The organism is Cutibacterium sp. 37298 (genome assembly GCF_023838685.1).
Lineage (GTDB): Bacteria > Actinomycetota > Actinomycetes > Propionibacteriales > Propionibacteriaceae > Cutibacterium > Cutibacterium acnes.
In genome coordinates, this window is sequence record NZ_JAJNRJ010000002.1 from 38522 (window position 1) to 56482 (window position 17961).

Sequence of the window (17961 nt, forward strand, 5' to 3'; positions counted from 1 at the left end):
GGGGATTGGGAAGTATGATTCGTGGGATCGGTGGACGTCCTTCCGAACCTGATATCACTCATGACGGTACTGGCCTCGTGCTGTTGCTGCTGTCTGCCCTTGTCGCAGCTGGCTTTTGGTTCGACCTGCCGGGCGGGTTTGGCAATGGGTTGCGAATGGGAGTCTCGACGATCTTCGGGGCGCTGTCCTATGCTCTTCCGCTCTTCGGCCTAGCCGCGATGTGGCATACCCTGCGTCACCCAGTGACACTTGGGACCGGTGGACGCCAGGTGCTGGGCTGGGCTTGTTTCTTTCTTGGCTTACTTGGGGTTATCAATATTGCCCATGGCCTGCCGCGCCCGGATCATCCTGAGGCAGTGCGCGCCGCCGGCGGGATGCTCGGTTACATCTCCTCAAGTTTGTTCGCGGATCTGTTAACGAAATGGGTCGCTTTGCCGATGCTCCTCGTCATGACGGCTCTAGGGGTGTTGCTGGTCGTGGGACGGCCGTTAATTGACGGTGTAACCCACATTCGTAACGCTTCGCATCGTGCCGTGGTTAAGCCTCGTGAAATCGAGTCGCGTCGCGCCTATGACACCCCGCTGGTGGGGGATACCTTCATCGATCACCGTGATGATGACGTCGCTACCCAGCAGATGGATCCTGTTAAGGAGCGTCCTCGAAAGCGCAAGAGCAGTTCCGAGCACACTAACGAGAGCCTTGATGCGATCTTTGATGCTGAAATTGTGGACGAGACGCCGTCGGCCTCAGCTGAGGAATCCCTGTCGCGTGACGTGCCGACGGACGATGAGCCGAATAAGGCGCGCACAACTGCCGGGTTGCCGCAGGGCTTTACCGTTCACGAACATACCGATCTCGAGCCGCCGGCTCATGAGCCGATGCCGGCCCGAGTGGAACAGTTGCAACTGTCCGGGGACATTGCCTACACCCTGCCGGCCTCGGAACTGTTGCGTCCAGGTTCAGTGCCGCAGGCGCGTACTGATGCCTCCGACGCTGTCGTTTCCAAGCTGTCAACGGTTTTCGACGAATTTGGTATCGATGCCCAGGTGACTGGCTATTCCCGTGGCCCGACGGTCACGCGATACGAGGTCGAGCTTGGTGCGGCCGTCAAGGTGGAGAAGGTCACCGCCTTGAGTAAGAATATCGCTTACGCTGTTGCTTCCCCCGACGTGCGTATCCTGTCGCCGATTCCTGGAAAATCCGCTATCGGTATTGAGATTCCAAACCGGGACAAGGAGGTCGTCTCCTTGGGCGACGTGCTGCGCTCTTCGAAGGCCCGCAATGATCACAATCCGCTGGTCGTCGGCCTGGGTAAGGATGTCGAGGGCGGATTTGTTATCGCTAACGTGGCCAAGATGCCCCATCTGCTGGTCGCTGGTGCCACTGGTTCCGGTAAATCGAGTTTCGTTAACTCCCTCATTACCTCGGTCATGATGCGAGCTACTCCTGACGAGGTGCGGATGATGCTCGTTGACCCCAAGCGGGTGGAGCTGACCCAGTATGAGGGGATTCCACATTTAGTGACGCCCATTATTACTAGCGCCAAGAAGGCCGCCGAAGCTCTGCAATGGGTCGTGCGTGAGATGGACCAGCGCTATGACGACCTGGCTGCGTTCGGATTCCGTCACGTCAAGGACTTCAATAAAGCTGTACAGGCTGGCGAGGTCACCTTGCCTCCGGGATCGGAACGGGTCTTGGCTCCCTACCCGTACCTGTTGGTCGTCGTTGACGAGCTGTCCGATCTCATGCTGGTTGCCCCTCGTGACGTTGAGGATTCCATCGTCCGTATTACCCAGTTGGCACGCGCTGCCGGTATCCACTTGGTGTTGGCTACTCAGCGTCCATCGACCGATGTGTGCACCGGTCTTATCAAGGCCAATATTCCGTCTCGGTTGGCCTTCGCGACCTCCTCAATGACCGATTCGCGAGTTATTTTGGACCAGCCGGGTGCCGAGAAGCTCGTTGGCCAGGGCGATGGGCTCTTCCTGCCGATGGGTGCTTCGAAGCCAGTGCGTGTGCAGGGAGCGTGGGTGTCTGATTCCGAGATCCATCAGGTTGTCTCCCATGTCAAGTCCCAGATGGAGGCTCATTATCGCGACGATGTCGCCGCCCCGACGGCCGCGATGAAGGTGGCTGAGGATATCGGTGACGACATGGAGCTTGTGCTGGAAGCGGCGAAGCTCGTGGTCGAGCTGCAACTAGGATCGACGTCAATGTTGCAGCGTAAGTTGCGTGTGGGCTTTGCTAAGGCGGGCCGACTTATGGACATCCTCGAGACCCGTAATGTCGTCGGGCCGTCTGAGGGGTCTAAGGCGAGGGACGTTCTGGTCAAGCCTGATGACCTTGACGACGTGTTGGCCAATTTGCAGGCGGAGGGTTGAGCGATGGGGAGGGTCCGAGCACTTGGCGCGGACCCTACCCACATGAACCCTGGATCACTCGGTGACGGGCAGAGGTTCCTTGTCGTACTTCTTCCATGCTTCGGGATGAGAATCCGAGATGACGAAGATAAGAAGGATGATATTGACGACAAAGATGGCGACGAAAAGAACAATGCCGATCGTCAGTAGGGCCATAGATGGTTTCCCGTCATTTGCGGCGGCGGATACAAATGCGAGAATCATCATGGTCGCGGACGCGATGCCGCAGAGAGTCGGTGCCATGACCCACCATCCCGAGTGGTTGACGTCGTGGAGACGGCGCACCGTGAGGGCCAGGCGAGGAATGATAATAGCGAGTAGCCAAGCAAGGGGCAGCATCGTGAAGATGACGCCGGATGTCGACATGGCGGAGAATTCGGTCGTGGAGTTCGAGGTAATGGCCGACATGAGACCGACGCCTTGGAGGATGGGCATGAGCGCCTGCATCGCGACGGCGATGATGAAGTTGAACAGAACGGTCCACCAGTACTCTGAGCGGGAGGCGCGGCCTCGAAAAACCGCATAGTTCTTGAAGAACAACTTGATGGCCAAGCCGAAGTCGACGTAGGGGCGGCGATGATTCTCAGCTACTGGAAGGTAGCTCGAGTAGGGGGCGGGCACCTCGTAGGGATTGCTGGGCTGTCCGTAGGGATCACGTCCGGCCTCGCTTGGCCACCTTGAGACACCGGCCTCATCGGGTCGGTGTGGATCGTTCGGCTCCGTCATATGGACACCTCTTTTCGTGTGGTCGATACTGGCGGGACGCACGGTAGCGTAAAAACGCTTAATGCCCATAGCTAATGCAGGAGCATGGACACCGTGGGGTTGGAATGCCGTGCACTTGGCACGGCTATTCATTGTGGAAGTGGGCGCAGCCGGGCTCGAACCGGCGACCTCCAGCGTGTAAGGCAGGCGCTCTGACCAACTGAGCTATACGCCCCAGGTGCACCTACTCTACCGATGTATCACGTGAAGCACACTTCCCGGGTGGAGAATCATCGCACCGGAGTTGTCGCCACGTCCCTGTAGAGTTACTCAACGTGGCATTGGTAGACCTTCAGCAGACCGTTGAGGACCTCGACGCATCCCTGTCCTCGATTGAGAATGTTCTCGATCCCGAGGCTAAGAAAGCGGAGATAGCGGACCTCGAGAAGCAGGTGGCCGTTCCCAATCTCTGGGACGACCAAGAGAATGCGCAGCGGGTGACTTCTCGACTGTCGGCCCTGCAGGCTGAGATTGAACGTCTGGAGCGGTTGCGCGCGCGGATCGAGGATGTCCACGTACTGTTGGAATTCGCGGCTGCTGATGACGACAAGGAATCCCTAGCTGAGGCGACGACCGAGACGGTTAAGCTTCGCGAGGAGATTGACGCTCTCGAGGTGAGGACCTTGCTGTCGGGGCAATACGACGAGCGCGAGGCCGTCGTCACTATTCGTTCAGAGGCTGGCGGTGTTGACGCTGCCGATTTTGCGGAGATGCTGCTACGCATGTACCTGCGTTGGTCCGAGCGTCACGGTTACAAGGTTGAAATCCTCGACACTTCGTACGCTGAAGAGGCAGGCATTAAGTCGGCGACGTTCGTCGTTCATGCCCCCTTCGCCTACGGCACTCTTTCGGTCGAGCAGGGCACCCACCGTCTGGTGCGCATTAGCCCCTTCGACAACCAGGGACGCCGTCAGACATCCTTTGCCGGTGTCGAGGTGTTGCCCGTCGTTGAGGAGACCGACCACGTCGACATCCCAGAGTCCGATCTGCGCGTTGACGTCTTCCATGCCTCGGGCCCTGGTGGCCAGGGTGTGAATACCACCGACTCTGCCGTTCGTCTGACACACCTTCCGACCGGCATCGTAGTGAGCTGTCAGAATGAGCGTTCCCAAATTCAGAACAAGGCCGCCGCCTTGCGAGTTCTTCAGGCCAAGCTGCTTGAGAAAGCCCGTGAGGAACAGGAAGCCGAAATGAATTCATTGAAGTCTGAGGGCAACTCATGGGGAGCCCAGATGCGCTCCTACGTGCTGCATCCCTACCAAATGGTCAAGGATTTGCGTACTAATCATGAGGTCGGTAACACTGATGCCGTCTTCGACGGAGATATCGACGACTTTATCGACGCTGGTATTCGTTGGCGTCGCAAGAACGAAACCGACTGACGGGGACAGACGTGATCACCTTCGATAGTGTCACAAAGACATATACCGGGCAGAGCCAAGCGGCTCTATCTGACGTCAATGTCGACATCGACAAGGGGGAGTTCGTTTTCCTCGTGGGTCAGTCCGGATCAGGGAAGTCGACCTTCATCCGACTCATCTTGCGTGAGTACCGACCCACCCGCGGCACCCTGTATGTCGCCGGGAAGAACCTTAACCAGTTGAGGTCGTGGAAGGTGCCCGCGTTGCGCCGCCAGATAGGCACGGTCTTCCAGGACTTCCGACTGCTTCCCAGGAAGACGGTCTATGAGAACGTCGCCTTCGCGATGCAGGTTATCGGCAAGCCGACGAAGGAGATTCGCAGCGTCGTCCCCGAGACCCTTGAATTGGTTGGCCTTGATGGTAAACAAAAGCGGATGCCCGACGAACTTTCCGGTGGCGAGCAACAGCGCGTCGCTCTGGCTAGGGCTTTTGTTAACCGCCCCAAGATCCTCATTGCAGACGAGCCCACTGGAAACCTTGATCCGGATACTGCAGTGGGCATCATGAAAGTGCTTGATCGCATTAATCGCACTGGCACGACGGTCGTCATGGCTACCCATGATTCGACGATTGTCGACCAGATGAGGCGGCGAGTGATCGAACTCGAGTTCGGACATGTTGTCCGGGACGAGAACGAGGGCGTCTACCGTAATTCTTGAGATCCCCGACACGAGTACAGAACGAGGAAGTACATGCGTCACACCTTGCAAGAGACGTGGTCTGGACTACGCCGCAACGCAGCGATGACCCTGGCCGTCGTCGTCACCATGTGGGTGTCCTTGTCCCTATTCGGGGCGGCTCTGTTGGCCACCCAGCAGGTCGATCTGCTCAAGGGCAAGTGGTACGACAAGGTCGAGGTATCGGTCTTTCTGTGCGTCGATGGTGTTCCTGGGGCCCAATGCTCAGGCGAGAAAGCTGCCACCCAGGCCCAAAAGGACGCTATCCGTGAGGCATTGGAGTCAAACCCGCAAGTTTCCCGCGTCTACTACGAATCCAAGCATGAGGCGTTCGAAGAGTATCAGCGTATCTATGCTGATTCTCCGGTGCGTGACGTCTTGACAGAGGACACCATCCAGGATTCGTATCGTGTCAAGCTGGTTGACCCTCAGCAGTACCAGGGGGTGGTGACGGAGGCTCAAAGTCTGCCGGGAGTGCAGTCGGTTGTCGACTTGCATAACGTATTGGACCCGATATTCCTGTGGATGAATGCTCTGAGATGGGTCACCTTTGGGATGTCTGTGCTTTTGCTCGTTGCGGCAGCCTTGCAGATTGGTAACACGATTCGGATGGCGGCTTTCTCCAGGCGTCGAGAATTGGGAATTATGAAACTTGTAGGTGCGTCCAACACCTATATCCTCATGCCCTTCCTCCTTGAATCTCTCATCGCAGGGCTTCTTGGTGCGCTGCTTGCCTGTGTGACCCTGGCTTTGGGCGCTGATTTGGTCGTCATGCGTAAAATGGCGCATTCTATTACGACGTTGGCATGGGTTGGATGGCCTCAGGTGTGGAAGTCCATCGCGTGGATGGTTGTCGTAGCAGTCGTGCTATCTGTGGCACCAGCCTACGTTGCAACAAAGAAGTACCTTAGAGTGTAATTTCTTCGTATAGGATGAAAGATCCTGCGTCGAAGGAGGTTTGTCATGCCCAGGGAGCAGGGGGTCAAGGTCGTTGCGCGTAACCGACGCGCCGCCCATGACTACACCATCGGTGACACATGGGAGGCCGGTCTCGTTCTGCAGGGAACCGAGGTGAAGTCCCTGCGGGCTGGCAAGGCCACGTTGACTGATGCTTTCGCTCAGGTTGACGAGCGCGGTGAGGTGTGGATGTATAACCTCCATATCCCCGAATATGCCTTCGGAACATGGCGAAATCACGACGTGATGCGCAAGCGCAAACTCTTGCTCAATAAGCGTGAGATCGCCAAGCTGTCCCGCGAGGTGGACGGTCCGGGCAAAACGATCGTTCCATTGCAGCTCTACTTCAAGGACGGCTACGCCAAGGTCGAGATTGCCGTTGGCACTGGTAAGCGGGACTGGGATAAGCGCCAGGCGATCCGCGAACGCGATGCCAAGCGTGAAGCTCAGCGAGCTCTGGCAAATCGGGTGCGCAACCGTAAACGCTGAATCTTTGATGGCCGCCGTCGCACGTATAGGTGCGGGGTGGCCGTTCTTGATCACATTGTGAGTCGGGGTTGGTCTCGTGGGCGATCAAGTGTATAAATATGCACATGAGCGCAAAAGGATTCACTGTCGCTGTCGCCGGAACTTCCGGGTATGCGGGAGCCGAAGTCGTGCGCCTGTTATCAGGGCATCCCGCGTTGACGATGGGGGATCTTGCCGCGCACAGCCAGGCTGGACTTCCATTGGCGCACGTCATGCCCCACCTTGTCGGTGTGGCTAAGGAGCGAACCCTTTCCGAGATCGACGTTGAGCGTCTCGCCTCCCACGATGCCGTCGTGCTGGCTTTGCCTCATGGGGCTTCCGGACAGATTGTCCAGGAGCTTGTCAAGATGAATCCCGGCCTTGTCATCGTCGATGCTGGAGCGGACTTTCGGTTGTCATCAGCGTCAGACTGGCAGCGTTGGTACGGCCGTGACCACGCTGGTACCTGGACGTATGGGCTTCCCGAGCTGCCACGAGCTGAGGGCGGCTCGCAACGTGACATGCTGTCAGGTGCAACCCGCATCGCCGCGCCAGGGTGCAATGCCTCCGCGGTTGCCCTGGGACTGGCGCCCCTCGTCGGCCTTGTTGACACTTCTCAGTCGGCAGCCACCCTTATAGTTGGGACATCCGGTGCTGGAAAATCCAGTCGTCCAGACCTCACATTCTCCCGAATGAGTGGGGGGCCCATCCCTATTCGGTTGGTAACGCTCATCGTCACATTCCTGAAATTCTGCAGTCACTTCGCATGGCGGGAGTTGAGAAACCGCACCTGAGCGTTAGTGCCGTGCTGGTGCCGATGACCCGGGGAATTCTCGCCGTGTGCACCGCACCATCACAGGCTTCCTCTGATGATTTACTCGCGCGGTTGCGCGAGGTCTATGGTGATGAGCTACTCATTCACGTCACTGACGCCTACCCCGATACCCATGACGTCGTCGGGTCCGCCATGACGCACATCAATGCTGTGGGCGATCCTGATAACGGCCTTGCCACCATCGTTGTCGCTCTGGACAACCTTGTTAAAGGGACGGCTGGTGTCGTCATTCAATGTCTCAACGTGGTGCTTGGTCTCCCCGAGACTACGGGGTTGCCTCTCATTGGACTCAATCCGTGACAGGAGGATTCATGTCAGTCACCTATTCACTCGGATTCCGCGCCGGGGGTATTCAGGCCGGGTTGCGAACCACCCCAGGCCTGGACCTTGCCCTCATCGTCAACGATGGACCCGCCGACGTCGTTGCCGGGGTATTCACAACAAACCGTGTGTGCGCTGCGCCGGTCCAGTGGTCGCGTCATGTCACTGCCGACCACAAGGCTCGTGCTGTCATTGCCAACGCGGCTGTCGCTAACGCCTGCACCGGGATCGATGGCTTTGCCGACTGTCAGTGCGAGGCTGAGCATGTTGCGACCCTTCTCGAGTGCAAGCCGCACGAGGTCGTTATCGCCTCAACTGGAGTCATCGGAGTCAGGCTCGATATGCCGTCCATTCTGGTGGGAGCGAGCACTATCTACCGCGCCCTAGGCAGGGGAGACAACGCTGACGCCTCAGCGGCTCGAGCGATTATGACGACCGACACCGTCCCGAAAATGGCAACTGTCGATGCAGGCGGTGCGCGATTCGGCGGGATCGCTAAGGGCGCCGGAATGCTGGCTCCACAACTAGCGACGATGCTCGTTTTTCTTACTACTGATGCTATTGTCGACCCCGAGGAGTTCCAGGAATCCCTGGCCAAGGCATGTGACATCACCTTCAGCCGGGTTGACTCCGATGCCTGCATGTCGACCAATGACACAGTTGTCGCTATGGCCTCGGGAGCTTCCGGTATCAGCCTGACGGGTGATGAACTTACCGACGCACTCACCGAGCTATGCGCCATCTTGGCTCGCCAGCTTGTCGCAGATGCTGAGGGATCCCACCACGATGTCAAAGTGACCGTCGCAGGTGCTATCAGTACCGAAGCTGCTGTGGCGGTGGCCCGGGAGGTCACGCGTTCCAACCTCGTCAAAACGGCTATCGCAGGAAATGACCCCAACTGGGGTCGCATCCTCGCGGCGATCGGATGTGTTCCTGAGAATATAGCTCCCTTCGATCCCGACCAGGTGGATGTGTCCATCAATGACATTCAGATCTGTAAGGCCGGGGGTATCGGGGAGGACCGCAACCTCGTCGATATGAGGCCACGAGAGGTTCACATCGATATTGAGCTGCATGCGGGTGATGCCGAAGCTGCGGTATGGACTAATGATCTGACCCACCAATACGTCGAAGAGAATAGCGCGTATACATCATGACCCTTGCTCTTGACATCCCCCTCAACGACTCCCAGTTCTCGGCTCAGCGGAAATCTGAGGTCCTGGTAGAAGCGCTGCCTTGGATCAGGCGGTTTCAGGGCCGCACTGTCGTCGTGAAATATGGCGGCAACGCGATGGTTGATCCCGGTCTGCAGCAGGCCTTCGCCGACGACATTGTGTTTATGGCCTCTGTGGGGATTCGCCCTATTGTCGTCCACGGTGGTGGCCCTCAGATCAATGCCATGCTTGCTGAATCCGCTACCCCGGTGGAGTTCCGTAATGGTTTGCGGGTGACATCTCCGGAGGTCATGGAGGTTGTCCGGATGGTGCTCGTCGGGCAGGTGGGCCGTCAGCTCGTTAACCGAATCAACGCCTATGCGCCGCTAGCAGCTGGCATGTCAGGCGAGGACTCTGGCCTTTTGTCGGCCCGGAAGTCGCGGGTAATTGTTGATGGCGAGCAAATAGACATGGGTTTAGTGGGAGACATCGTTGACGTCAACATCGATCTCGTTATCTCTATGCTTGATCGCGGTCAGATTCCGGTCATTGCACCGGTGAGTCCCGAAGTTGACGCGGCTGGTCGTCCCACCGGACAGGTTCTCAACGTCAATGCCGACACTGCCGCCACCGCTATTGCTCAGGCACTGCGTGCGGAAAAGCTCGTCATGCTGACAAACGTCGCTGGTATTTATGGCACCTGGCCTGACCCTCACACCCTTATCTCTGAGGTCTCCGCGAGTGATTTGCGTGCCATGATTCCGCGTCTAGGTGAGGGTATGCGTCCGAAGGCGCAGGCTCTGCTTGATGCCATTGACGGCGGGGTCTCGAGTGCTGCGATTGTTGACGGACGCATTGAACACGCCCTTTTGCTGGAGATTTTCACTACCAGGGGTGTCGGAACAATGGCACGCAGCGACGACTATGTCTGAGGGAATGACAATGGCGGAGCAACAGAAGACCGGCGATTGGCAAGAGCGCTACCGCAATGCGATTCTCGGCGTCTTTGGCAGGCCCCAACTGTGCCTAGACCACGGCCACGGTTGCGTCGTTGTCGACAGTGATGGCAAGGAATACCTGGACTTGCTAGCTGGAATTGCGGTTAACGCCTTGGGATATGCCCATCCGGCGTGGGTCGAGGCTGTGATCCATCAGTCAGAGACACTGGCTCACGTCTCGAACTTTTTTACCACGGGGCCCCAGCTGGATCTCGCAGAAAAACTCCTCGCACTGGCGAAAGCACCAAAGGGGTCGGCAGTGTTTCTCTCGAACTCTGGTACTGAAGCCAATGAGGCGGCCATCAAGATCTGTATGGCCCGTAAAAACGGACGTATCATCGCCTTTAATCATGCCTTCCACGGTCGTACCATCGGCGCTCTTTCGTTGACCCACAAGATCGCTTACCGTCAACCGTTCGGTCCCTCGGCTGTCGATGTCACCTTCATAGCTCCCAAAGACCCAGACGCATTAGCTAGTGAGCTAGACAGGGGCGATGTTTCCGGGGTCTTTATGGAACCCATTCAGGGTGAGGCTGGGGTTGTCCCATTGTCGGATGAATACCTACAGCAGGTACGCGAGCTGACGGCCTGCCACGATGTCTTCATGGTCGTCGACGAGGTGCAATGTGGCATGGGACATACCGGTCGCTGGTTTGCGCACCAGGGCGCTCACATCACCCCCGACGTCATGACTATGGCGAAAGCACTGGGAGGCGGCTTTCCCATCGGGGCGACGATGACGTTCGGATCGGACGTGTCTGGGATCCTCGCAGCCGGGCAACACGGGACTACTTTCGGCGGCAACCCTCTAGCTTGTGCTGCGGCGTTAGCGGTCATTTCTACGATCGAATCCGATGACCTACTGACCCACGTCCGTCAGATCGGCAGCTTGATGTCGACCACGCTGCGCCAAAGTCATCCGCGCATTACAGAGGTACGGGGTACCGGTGCTCTCCTTGGCGTCCAGTTCGATTCGGACATCGCCGCCGATCTTGTCGTGGCTGCCCGCGATGCTGGGTTCATCGTCAACGCTGTTAACCCATCGACACTGAGGTTGACCCCGCCCTACATCCTCACGAAGGCGGAGGCTGAGTCCTTCATCGCTGCCCTTCCCCGTCTCATTGACGCGGTGCAGGCCTGACGACCCTCGTGGATGCCGGGGGATGGGGTTTGAAGACGGCGTGAAGGACGGTAGGTAAGCTGAAAATCCCCGACAAAGGAGTTCTTTGTGACCACCGAACCGTACGACCATTCCCAGAACAACGCCCAGGCCGATCGCCCGATGGCGCTGTGGGGTGGACGATTCTCTGGCGGCCCGTCTGAGGCGTTGGCGGCGCTGTCAGTCTCCACCCAATTCGATTGGCGACTAGCCCGCTACGACATTGCTGGGTCGAGAGCTCACGCCGGGGTACTTCATGCCGCAGGTCTCCTCGATGACGATCAGTACGAGGGGATGATGAAGGCTCTTAACGCCTTGGAGGAGGACGTTGTTTCGGGCCGTTTCGTGGCTCAGCCAGAGGACGAGGATGTCCATACTGCTCTGGAGCGCGGTCTCATGGAGCGTGCCGGGAAGGATCTCGGAGGACGGCTACGTGCCGGGCGTTCCCGCAACGACCAGATTATTGCTCTGCTGCGTCGCTACCTTCGTGAGGAAGCCCGCAGTCTTGCTGGGGAGCTTCTGGGACTCGCTCATGTGCTAAGTCGACGAGCCGAGGACGTCGGTGACGCGGTTATTGCTGGTCGTACCCACATGCAGCACGCCCAGCCGGTGTTGCTGGCTCACCAGCTGCTGGCCCACGCGTGGCCGCTGCTCCGCGACGTGCAACGTTTTCGCGATCTCGATGCGCGACTGGATTGTTCGCCATACGGGTCCGGGGCACTGGCAGGATCATCATTGGGTCTGGATCCAGAGGCGGTTGCACGTGATCTGGGGTTCTCGTCGTCAGTCCCGAATTCCATTGATGGTACTGCGGCTCGAGACGTCGTTGCTGAGTTCGCCTTCGTTGCCGCCCAGGTCGGAGTCGATCTATCGCGGTTGAGTGAAGAGATCATCATCTGGAATACCCGCGAGTTCGGTTACGTCACTCTCGACGATTCCTTCTCGACGGGTTCGTCGATCATGCCGCAAAAAAAGAACCCGGACATCGCTGAGCTTGCCCGCGGCAAGGCAGGGCGTCTCATTGGTGATCTTGCCGGTCTCATGGCTTCCCTTAAGGGCCTTCCACTGGCCTACGCCCGTGACCTCCAGGAGGATAAAGAGCCGGTTTTCGACCAGATTGACCAGCTCCACCTGCTGTTGCCAGCTATCACTGGAATGGTGGACACCGCCGTGTTCAACACCGACCGCATGGCCGAGATGGCTGGTCAAGGGTTCTCATTGGCTACAGACGTTGCCGAGTGGTTGGTACGCCAGGGGGTTCCCTTCCGGGTCGCCCACGAGTTGTCCGGGGCTTGCGTGCGCGAGGCAGAGTCTCAGAATAAGGAGTTGGCTGATCTCACCGACCAGGAACTTACCGCGATCGATCCTCGTCTAACCCCGCAGGTGCGCGAGGTCATGACGGTTCAGGGGTCAGTGCGCTCTCGGGCCGGACGCGGTGGGACCGCACCTGAGCGCGTCGCTGAGCAGATCACCGAGCTGCGTGAGGCCATTGCGGGCTTGCGCAGTTTCGGAGAGGCCGAAACCCGATGAATTGGGGGACCGACGACTCGTCGCTGCGGGTGACGAATGAGCAGCGAGACCGGGTTCTCGACCACATCAACGACGCTTATGCCCACGGTGCCATTGACGATATGGAACGAGAACGCCGCGCTGAAACCGCATTATTAGCGCGAACTCGCTGCGAACTCGACGAGAGCTATCGCAATCTGCCGTCCTTCAAGCCCTCCGTCCCCGAGGGGATCAGGACACCATTGCCGGACATCCCGAACAAGAGGCCTACGACGGGAGTCGGGCTGTGCGGTCTGTCAGCTCTGGTTAGTGGTCCGATTGGACCGGCTGTCGGTTTCGCGCTAACGGCTCAAGGGTCATGGGCGCACAGCAAGATCAAACTCCAGCTGGTGACCCAGATCGTGTTCTTCGCCTTCGTGGCGGGCTTTGGTATAGGCCCGATGGGCTTTGGCTTGAATCACCGGAACGCGGGCTTCCTGTCACTGATCTGGACGGTGGTCACGATTGTGCAGGCAGTTCGAGGGTTCAAAGGGCAAGACTGAGACACAGGTATCGCGGTTGCGGGCGGCACCTATGACCACGGTCTACCTCAAGGTGAGTTCGGTTGGTTAGGCCTTGCTGTCGGTTCATCCTGGAAAGCATGAACAGTTGGCAGACGTGGCAAACCGGAAAAGATGGCTGGCTTGTCAACGACGTCGACCGTGATCGAGTCGTGGCCTTCTTGCGCGATGCCTACGTTGACGGTCGGCTCTCGCCCGACGACTTCGACGATAGGGTGACTCGTGCTCTGGGGGCGGTGACTCGCGCTGATCTCAATGCCGCCCTGACCGGACTAGCGGTCGTCGGTGGACAGGCTCACGGTTCGCGTATCGCCGCAGGCGAGACGTTGGCAGCTGGCGTCATTGGGCTGTCCCCATTGTTCCTTGGGCCGCTTGGGCCGATGCTGGGAGTTGCTATCTCGCCACGAGGATCCTGGATACGTCGTCAGGCGGCCCAGCAGGCCAATTTCCAGCTCGTCGCGCTGCTCCTGGCGATAGTGGTATTGGGAGTTGCCGTCAAAACGAACCTCATGATCGTGACCTTCCCATTCGTCGGTATGGCGTGGTTCGCTGGCACGATCATGCACGCTGCTAAGGCATTCGAGGGAATTGAGTGGACGAACCCCCTCTTACGGGTGATCCCGCTGAGATTTTTCGATGATGGACGACGGCGTGCGGTGGGTTCGGTAAGTCGTGGTCGATGAGATACACTTAACCTATACAACTCAACAGGGGGATGACTGGTTTCGACTTGGAATGGTTGTTCCAGGAGAAGCGGGCCGAGGACCCAGGGTCAACTCGTTAACGATCCTTGGGAACCTATAAGTGCCGAGAACACTCGCACTGACTTCGCTCTCGCTGCCTGATCAGTGATCGAAGGGTCAGCCCGGATGTAGCCTTCCGTCCGGATCCTGGCCTCGTTTAGAAGGCTTGCCGTGCGGCCGTGGTCACGGAGGCTGCACGGGACGTTTCCGTGACTGGGCTTGTCTGCACCATGTCGGTGTGAGTGCAGGAGCCGAGCAATAACGACAGCATCGACTGCGCCCGGAGAATGTCTGGACGGTCTTTCAAGGACGCGGGTTCAATTCCCGCCATCTCCACTCAGTGCTTGCTGGCGTTGATACATTGACGCGCCAGCAAGCGTTTTGTTGTTTGCGTGTGCCATTTCCGCACCGTGCATGAGAGTTCACGATTTGGCGCAAAACCTCTAGTCAGGGCGTTTTAATGCGCGCGAGGGTTGGGTGCTTTGCCAGTGAGTTGACTCTTCCGTGAGGTTGCTTACAGCTCTCGCTTCGAGAACAGCCACCCGGCTAGCGCGACGAAGGCAGCGACGGCGGCAAGCCCGGTCCAGATGGGCCACCAGTATGTGACAGGTTCGCCCGCCGTGATCTTGCTCTGGACGCCCGCCAACCCAGCGGGAGAGTACTTCGCTGCCGGTCCCCAGAGGCCGAGCAGGCTGAGGGCAAGCATGGACGCGAGGCCAAGGCCAGACGCAGCCAAGATGCTGGTGAAGCTGGCCGACCCTATGAGGGTCACTGCGACGAGAACGAGTGCGTAGAGGAGCCAGGTGGCGGTGAGTTGGAGCAGAGGAAGGGCGCGGCTGTCGTGGAAGAAGATCAGGCTTGCGGCATACTCCACGAGCGCTCCTACGGTCACTGTCGCGGTGCAGAAGATGACGGTGGAGACGAACTTCGCCAGTACATAGTCCCAGCGGGAGACAGGTTTGGTGAGGATGAGGATCTGTGTGCCTTGCCGCCCCTCGGTGTTGATGATGCCGCCTGACATCAGGAGGATGGCGATGGTGCCGATCTGGCTGAGGTTCTTGGTCCATTGGCCGAGGGTGTCGCGCCATGTGGGATCGGGGATCAGGGTTGACATGTCACTGCCAGCAGGGAGCAGGGATTGCATCAGTTCTTTGGCGAAGCGCGCTGAGAGCACGCCGGTGACTGCCAGCACGATGAACAGGCCAGGAATCACCCAGATCTTCCAGGTGCGAGCGAACTCGGTGAGTTCCTTGCGTAGCAAGGAGGTGAAGCGGTTCATCGGTCCTCCTCGGTCAGTCGGACGAAGGCGTCCTCCAGAGTGAACAGTGCTGGTCTGTACTCGCGCAGGGTGAGGTTTGCCGACGCCAGTAACCCTGGAAGCGCGCGGCCAACGCGATCGGCGTCGTTGACGGCGAAGACGACGGCATCGTCGTCGACGGTTACTTCACTGGCCCAGTCCTCGCCTTGTAGGAGTGTGACGACGTGGGCAGGGCCGCCGTCGGTGACTAAGCGCATCTTATGCGCGCCGCCGTAGCGGGAGCGCAGCTCAGCGATAGTGCCAGTGGCGAGGACGTGCCCCTGGTTGAGCACGACGGCGGAGTCGCAGACGCGCTCCACATCGTCTAGGAGATGTGTCGAGAACAGGACAGTGGCCTTGCCGCGCAGGGCCTCGATCATGGTGAGGACGTCCCTGCGTCCCAATGGGTCCAGGGCTGAGGTGGGTTCGTCGAGCATCAGGAGTTTCGGGGCGTTGACCAGGGCTTGGGCGATGCCCAACCGCTGTTTCATGCCGCGCGAGAATCCGCCGATCTTGTGGGTGACCCCGGTCAGCCCGGCCAGGTCCAGCAGGGAATCGATGCGGGGATTCAGCGTCGTCTTGTCGATCCCGAACAGAGATCCGGCGAAGCGGAGGAACTCCGGGGCGGTCATCCAGGCCGGGAAACCTGGGACATCGGGCAGGTATCCGATCTGTTGTCGGATGGCGTTTGCGGCCTTGGTGGCATCGTGGCCAAGAATCTGGACCGAGCCGGACGTGGGCCGAGCCAGTCCCAGGATCATGCGCAGCGTAGTCGTCTTGCCTGCGCCGTTGGGGCCCAAGAAACTCACGATCTGACCTGCGGGAATGTCGAACGTGGCGTCGTTGACGGCACGCTTTGTCTGTCCCGATCCAGCCGGATAGGTCTTGACGAGATGCTCGATGCGAATAGCGGGTGCGGTCATTTGTAGAGCTCGTCAATCGCGGTGGCTGCGGTGGCCTTGCTTGCGCCTGCCGTTGTCACGGGCGGCTGCTCCCTGCGACGGCCTGCCAAGAGGAAAGCAAGGGGCCCGATGACACCGATGAGAATCGAAATCGCCAGCCACGCGACGCGGGGGAGTGTCAGACGGCTTTCCGGGGTCTTGAGATTGACGACCACAGCGAGCAGGAGAAGAACGAACTCGAGGACGGTCAAGGCAGCAATGCCGATCTGTAGGCCAGTCGGTAGGGATGAGAAATCAGCGTTCACGGCAATCTCCATTCATGCTCATGTGGTGGTGAGTGTGGGCTGCGCGGCTGACGGCGGTGCGCAGCGGGATGACAAAGTTGGCAAGGCCGCAGCCCAGCCCGATGAGGGCGCCCAAGCCACTGGTCCACGAGCGGCGGCTGCGGGTCAGATCCGCACTGACAGCGACATAGCCCAGCGATTGGGCGGCGATCCGGTCCACGATGGGTGCCTTGGCGAGCGTGGGCACTGCCGAGAAGGCGACGGCGACGGCTGCACCCACACGACGGGTCCTGATGGCGTGTGCCACGGCAATCGCCGCCACAGTCGCAAAAGGGATGGCAGCATCACGGGGGTGTAGGGCTGCCACGGCCTCCTCGTCGGCGTCATCAGGTTGGAGGACGCCCAAGCGGACGGCTACCGCGCCCAGATTGATGGCCCAACCCATCCCCAACGCATGTGGCACGATGATGCGATCATCGGCGGGGTTGAACAGCCGCCGCCCCCAGCCTTTGCCCACGGATAGGTTCCACGGAATGCCGAACAGGTGGGACGCCCGTGGCGGGTCGAACTCGTCGGGCTGTTCTGTCGCGAACTCGGCGTCGAGCTGGGCCGCAAATCGGCCAGGGTCACCCATCTCAACGCAGGCAGCACCCTCGCCGACGGCAGCTGCGCGCTCCTCCAAGGCGGTGCGTAGGTCATCAAGGCCCGCTCGCGCGGAAGGATTGGTCAGGGCTGTGCCCACCCTGGCCAGGTATTCGTCGATGGTCACTGATCTTCTCCTCTCGCGGACATGAGGTTGGACATGTCGTGGACCAGCCCGCGCCATGCGTCGGCGCGGCGGAGCCTCGCGCTTTCACCCTCTGGGGTAAGCCGGTAGTAGCGGCGCGGCGGGCCGCTGGGGGACTCGTGCCACGTCGTCTCCACGAGGCCTGAACTGCGGAGGCGACTGAGCATTGGGTAGACCGTTCCACGGGTTGTTGCTAGGGCTCCGTACTGGCCGAGCAGGTCGACGAGTTCGCCGCCATAAACCTCGCGTCCCGCCAGCAATTGAAGGACGGCCAACTCGACGGCACCTCGTCGGAACTGCAACAGATCATCCACGGACCTATTGTTAACCTAAGCATGCTTGTAACGCAAGCATGCTTAGGTTAACTGATCCTCGGATGGGGAGTCGGAGATCGACTTGTTCAGGATGGTGTCGATCCATATGGCCTCGCATTTGCTCAACAGCCCTGACCCATGAACATCGCCAGATCCTGCTCGCCGGATTCGCCCATGAACTGCGAGAACAACAAGTGGGGTGTGGCCGGGATCTCCCGCCATCCACCGCCTGACGGCAGAACCTCCGGGCGACCGACACGTTCAGTTCGATGTCGCTGGCGTAGGGGGAGCAGATTGGGTCGGTATCCGAACTCGACTCGCTGAACAAACATGAGGGCCTTGCACGCGGTT

17 protein-coding genes, 1 tRNA gene, 1 other RNA gene and 1 pseudogene are annotated in these 17961 nt (G+C 59.3%); 13 read left to right on the forward strand and 7 right to left on the reverse strand.

Going from position 1 to position 17961, the window contains the following annotated elements; genetic code table 11:
• Positions 1-14 precede the first annotated feature (14 nt).
• Positions 15-2381: a DNA translocase FtsK gene (locus LRP59_RS04600; RefSeq protein WP_002532976.1), complete on the forward strand. Its 2367-nt coding sequence runs from the start codon at positions 15-17 to the stop codon at positions 2379-2381.
• A gap of 54 nt (positions 2382-2435) precedes the next feature.
• Here LRP59_RS04600 and LRP59_RS04605 read toward each other — a convergent pair whose 3' ends face one another.
• The gene (locus tag LRP59_RS04605) at positions 2436-3215 is read right to left on the reverse strand and encodes a DUF805 domain-containing protein (protein ID WP_032499660.1); all 780 of its coding nucleotides are present in this window, start codon (positions 3213-3215) and stop codon (positions 2436-2438) included.
• A gap of 71 nt (positions 3216-3286) precedes the next feature.
• A tRNA-Val gene (locus LRP59_RS04610) sits at positions 3287-3360 on the reverse strand.
• 100 nt (positions 3361-3460) lie between these two features.
• Here LRP59_RS04610 and prfB point away from each other — a divergent pair.
• From prfB to ssrA, 12 genes and pseudogenes are all read left to right on the forward strand, one after another.
• The gene (gene prfB / locus LRP59_RS04615; RefSeq protein ID WP_002513338.1) at positions 3461-4567 is read left to right on the forward strand and encodes a peptide chain release factor 2; all 1107 of its coding nucleotides are present in this window, start codon (positions 3461-3463) and stop codon (positions 4565-4567) included.
• A gap of 11 nt (positions 4568-4578) precedes the next feature.
• Positions 4579-5265: a cell division ATP-binding protein FtsE gene (gene ftsE / locus LRP59_RS04620; RefSeq protein ID WP_002513339.1), complete on the forward strand. Its 687-nt coding sequence runs from the start codon at positions 4579-4581 to the stop codon at positions 5263-5265.
• Positions 5266-5298: 33 nt separating this feature from the next.
• Positions 5299-6201: a permease-like cell division protein FtsX gene (ftsX, locus tag LRP59_RS04625; RefSeq protein ID WP_002513340.1), complete on the forward strand. Its 903-nt coding sequence runs from the start codon at positions 5299-5301 to the stop codon at positions 6199-6201.
• Between the two features lie 45 nt (positions 6202-6246).
• Positions 6247-6729: an SsrA-binding protein SmpB gene (smpB, locus tag LRP59_RS04630; protein WP_002513341.1), complete on the forward strand. Its 483-nt coding sequence runs from the start codon at positions 6247-6249 to the stop codon at positions 6727-6729.
• A 98-nt stretch (positions 6730-6827) separates the two neighbouring features.
• Positions 6828-7882 (forward strand): annotated as a pseudogene (argC, locus tag LRP59_RS04635) (N-acetyl-gamma-glutamyl-phosphate reductase).
• An 11-nt stretch (positions 7883-7893) separates the two neighbouring features.
• Positions 7894-9060, forward strand: coding sequence for a bifunctional glutamate N-acetyltransferase/amino-acid acetyltransferase ArgJ (gene argJ / locus LRP59_RS04640; RefSeq protein ID WP_002513344.1), 1167 nt, complete (start codon positions 7894-7896; stop codon positions 9058-9060).
• Entirely contained in the window at positions 9057-9989 is a 933-nt protein-coding gene (gene argB / locus LRP59_RS04645; RefSeq protein ID WP_002513345.1) for an acetylglutamate kinase, read from the forward strand. Before argJ ends, argB begins: the two co-directional genes overlap by 4 nt.
• Positions 9982-11196 (forward strand): acetylornithine transaminase, encoded by a 1215-nt coding sequence (locus tag LRP59_RS04650; RefSeq protein ID WP_148378392.1) that lies wholly within the window; start codon positions 9982-9984, stop codon positions 11194-11196. Before argB ends, LRP59_RS04650 begins: the two co-directional genes overlap by 8 nt.
• Before the next feature lie 141 nt (positions 11197-11337).
• Positions 11338-12744, forward strand: coding sequence for an argininosuccinate lyase (gene argH, locus LRP59_RS04655; RefSeq protein WP_032501742.1), 1407 nt, complete (start codon positions 11338-11340; stop codon positions 12742-12744).
• A complete protein-coding gene (locus LRP59_RS04660; RefSeq protein WP_002513348.1) occupies positions 12741-13265 on the forward strand; it encodes a DUF1707 domain-containing protein in 525 nt (174 codons plus the stop codon). The genes argH and LRP59_RS04660 overlap by 4 nt, the downstream gene beginning before the upstream one ends.
• A gap of 98 nt (positions 13266-13363) precedes the next feature.
• Positions 13364-13966: a DUF1707 domain-containing protein gene (locus LRP59_RS04665; RefSeq protein ID WP_002513349.1), complete on the forward strand. Its 603-nt coding sequence runs from the start codon at positions 13364-13366 to the stop codon at positions 13964-13966.
• Positions 13967-13994: 28 nt separating this feature from the next.
• Positions 13995-14365, forward strand: a transfer-messenger RNA (tmRNA) gene (gene ssrA, locus LRP59_RS04670).
• A 175-nt stretch (positions 14366-14540) separates the two neighbouring features.
• Here the strand turns inward: ssrA and LRP59_RS04675 are convergent.
• The 5 genes from LRP59_RS04675 to LRP59_RS04695 are packed head-to-tail and all read right to left on the reverse strand — an operon-like array spanning position 14541 to position 17610.
• A complete protein-coding gene (locus tag LRP59_RS04675) occupies positions 14541-15305 on the reverse strand; it encodes an ABC transporter permease (RefSeq protein ID WP_002513350.1) in 765 nt (254 codons plus the stop codon).
• Complete coding sequence (locus LRP59_RS04680) at positions 15302-16246, reverse strand: ABC transporter ATP-binding protein (RefSeq protein ID WP_002513351.1); 945 nt, start codon at positions 16244-16246, stop codon at positions 15302-15304. The genes LRP59_RS04675 and LRP59_RS04680 overlap by 4 nt, the downstream gene beginning before the upstream one ends.
• Entirely contained in the window at positions 16243-16542 is a 300-nt protein-coding gene (locus LRP59_RS04685) for a PLDc N-terminal domain-containing protein (protein WP_002521483.1), read from the reverse strand. Before LRP59_RS04685 ends, LRP59_RS04680 begins: the two co-directional genes overlap by 4 nt.
• Positions 16520-17278, reverse strand: coding sequence for a DUF5808 domain-containing protein (locus LRP59_RS04690; RefSeq protein WP_002513353.1), 759 nt, complete (start codon positions 17276-17278; stop codon positions 16520-16522). The genes LRP59_RS04685 and LRP59_RS04690 overlap by 23 nt, the downstream gene beginning before the upstream one ends.
• A complete protein-coding gene (locus LRP59_RS04695) occupies positions 17275-17610 on the reverse strand; it encodes a PadR family transcriptional regulator (RefSeq protein ID WP_002513354.1) in 336 nt (111 codons plus the stop codon). Before LRP59_RS04695 ends, LRP59_RS04690 begins: the two co-directional genes overlap by 4 nt.
• Positions 17611-17961: the final 351 nt, after the last annotated feature.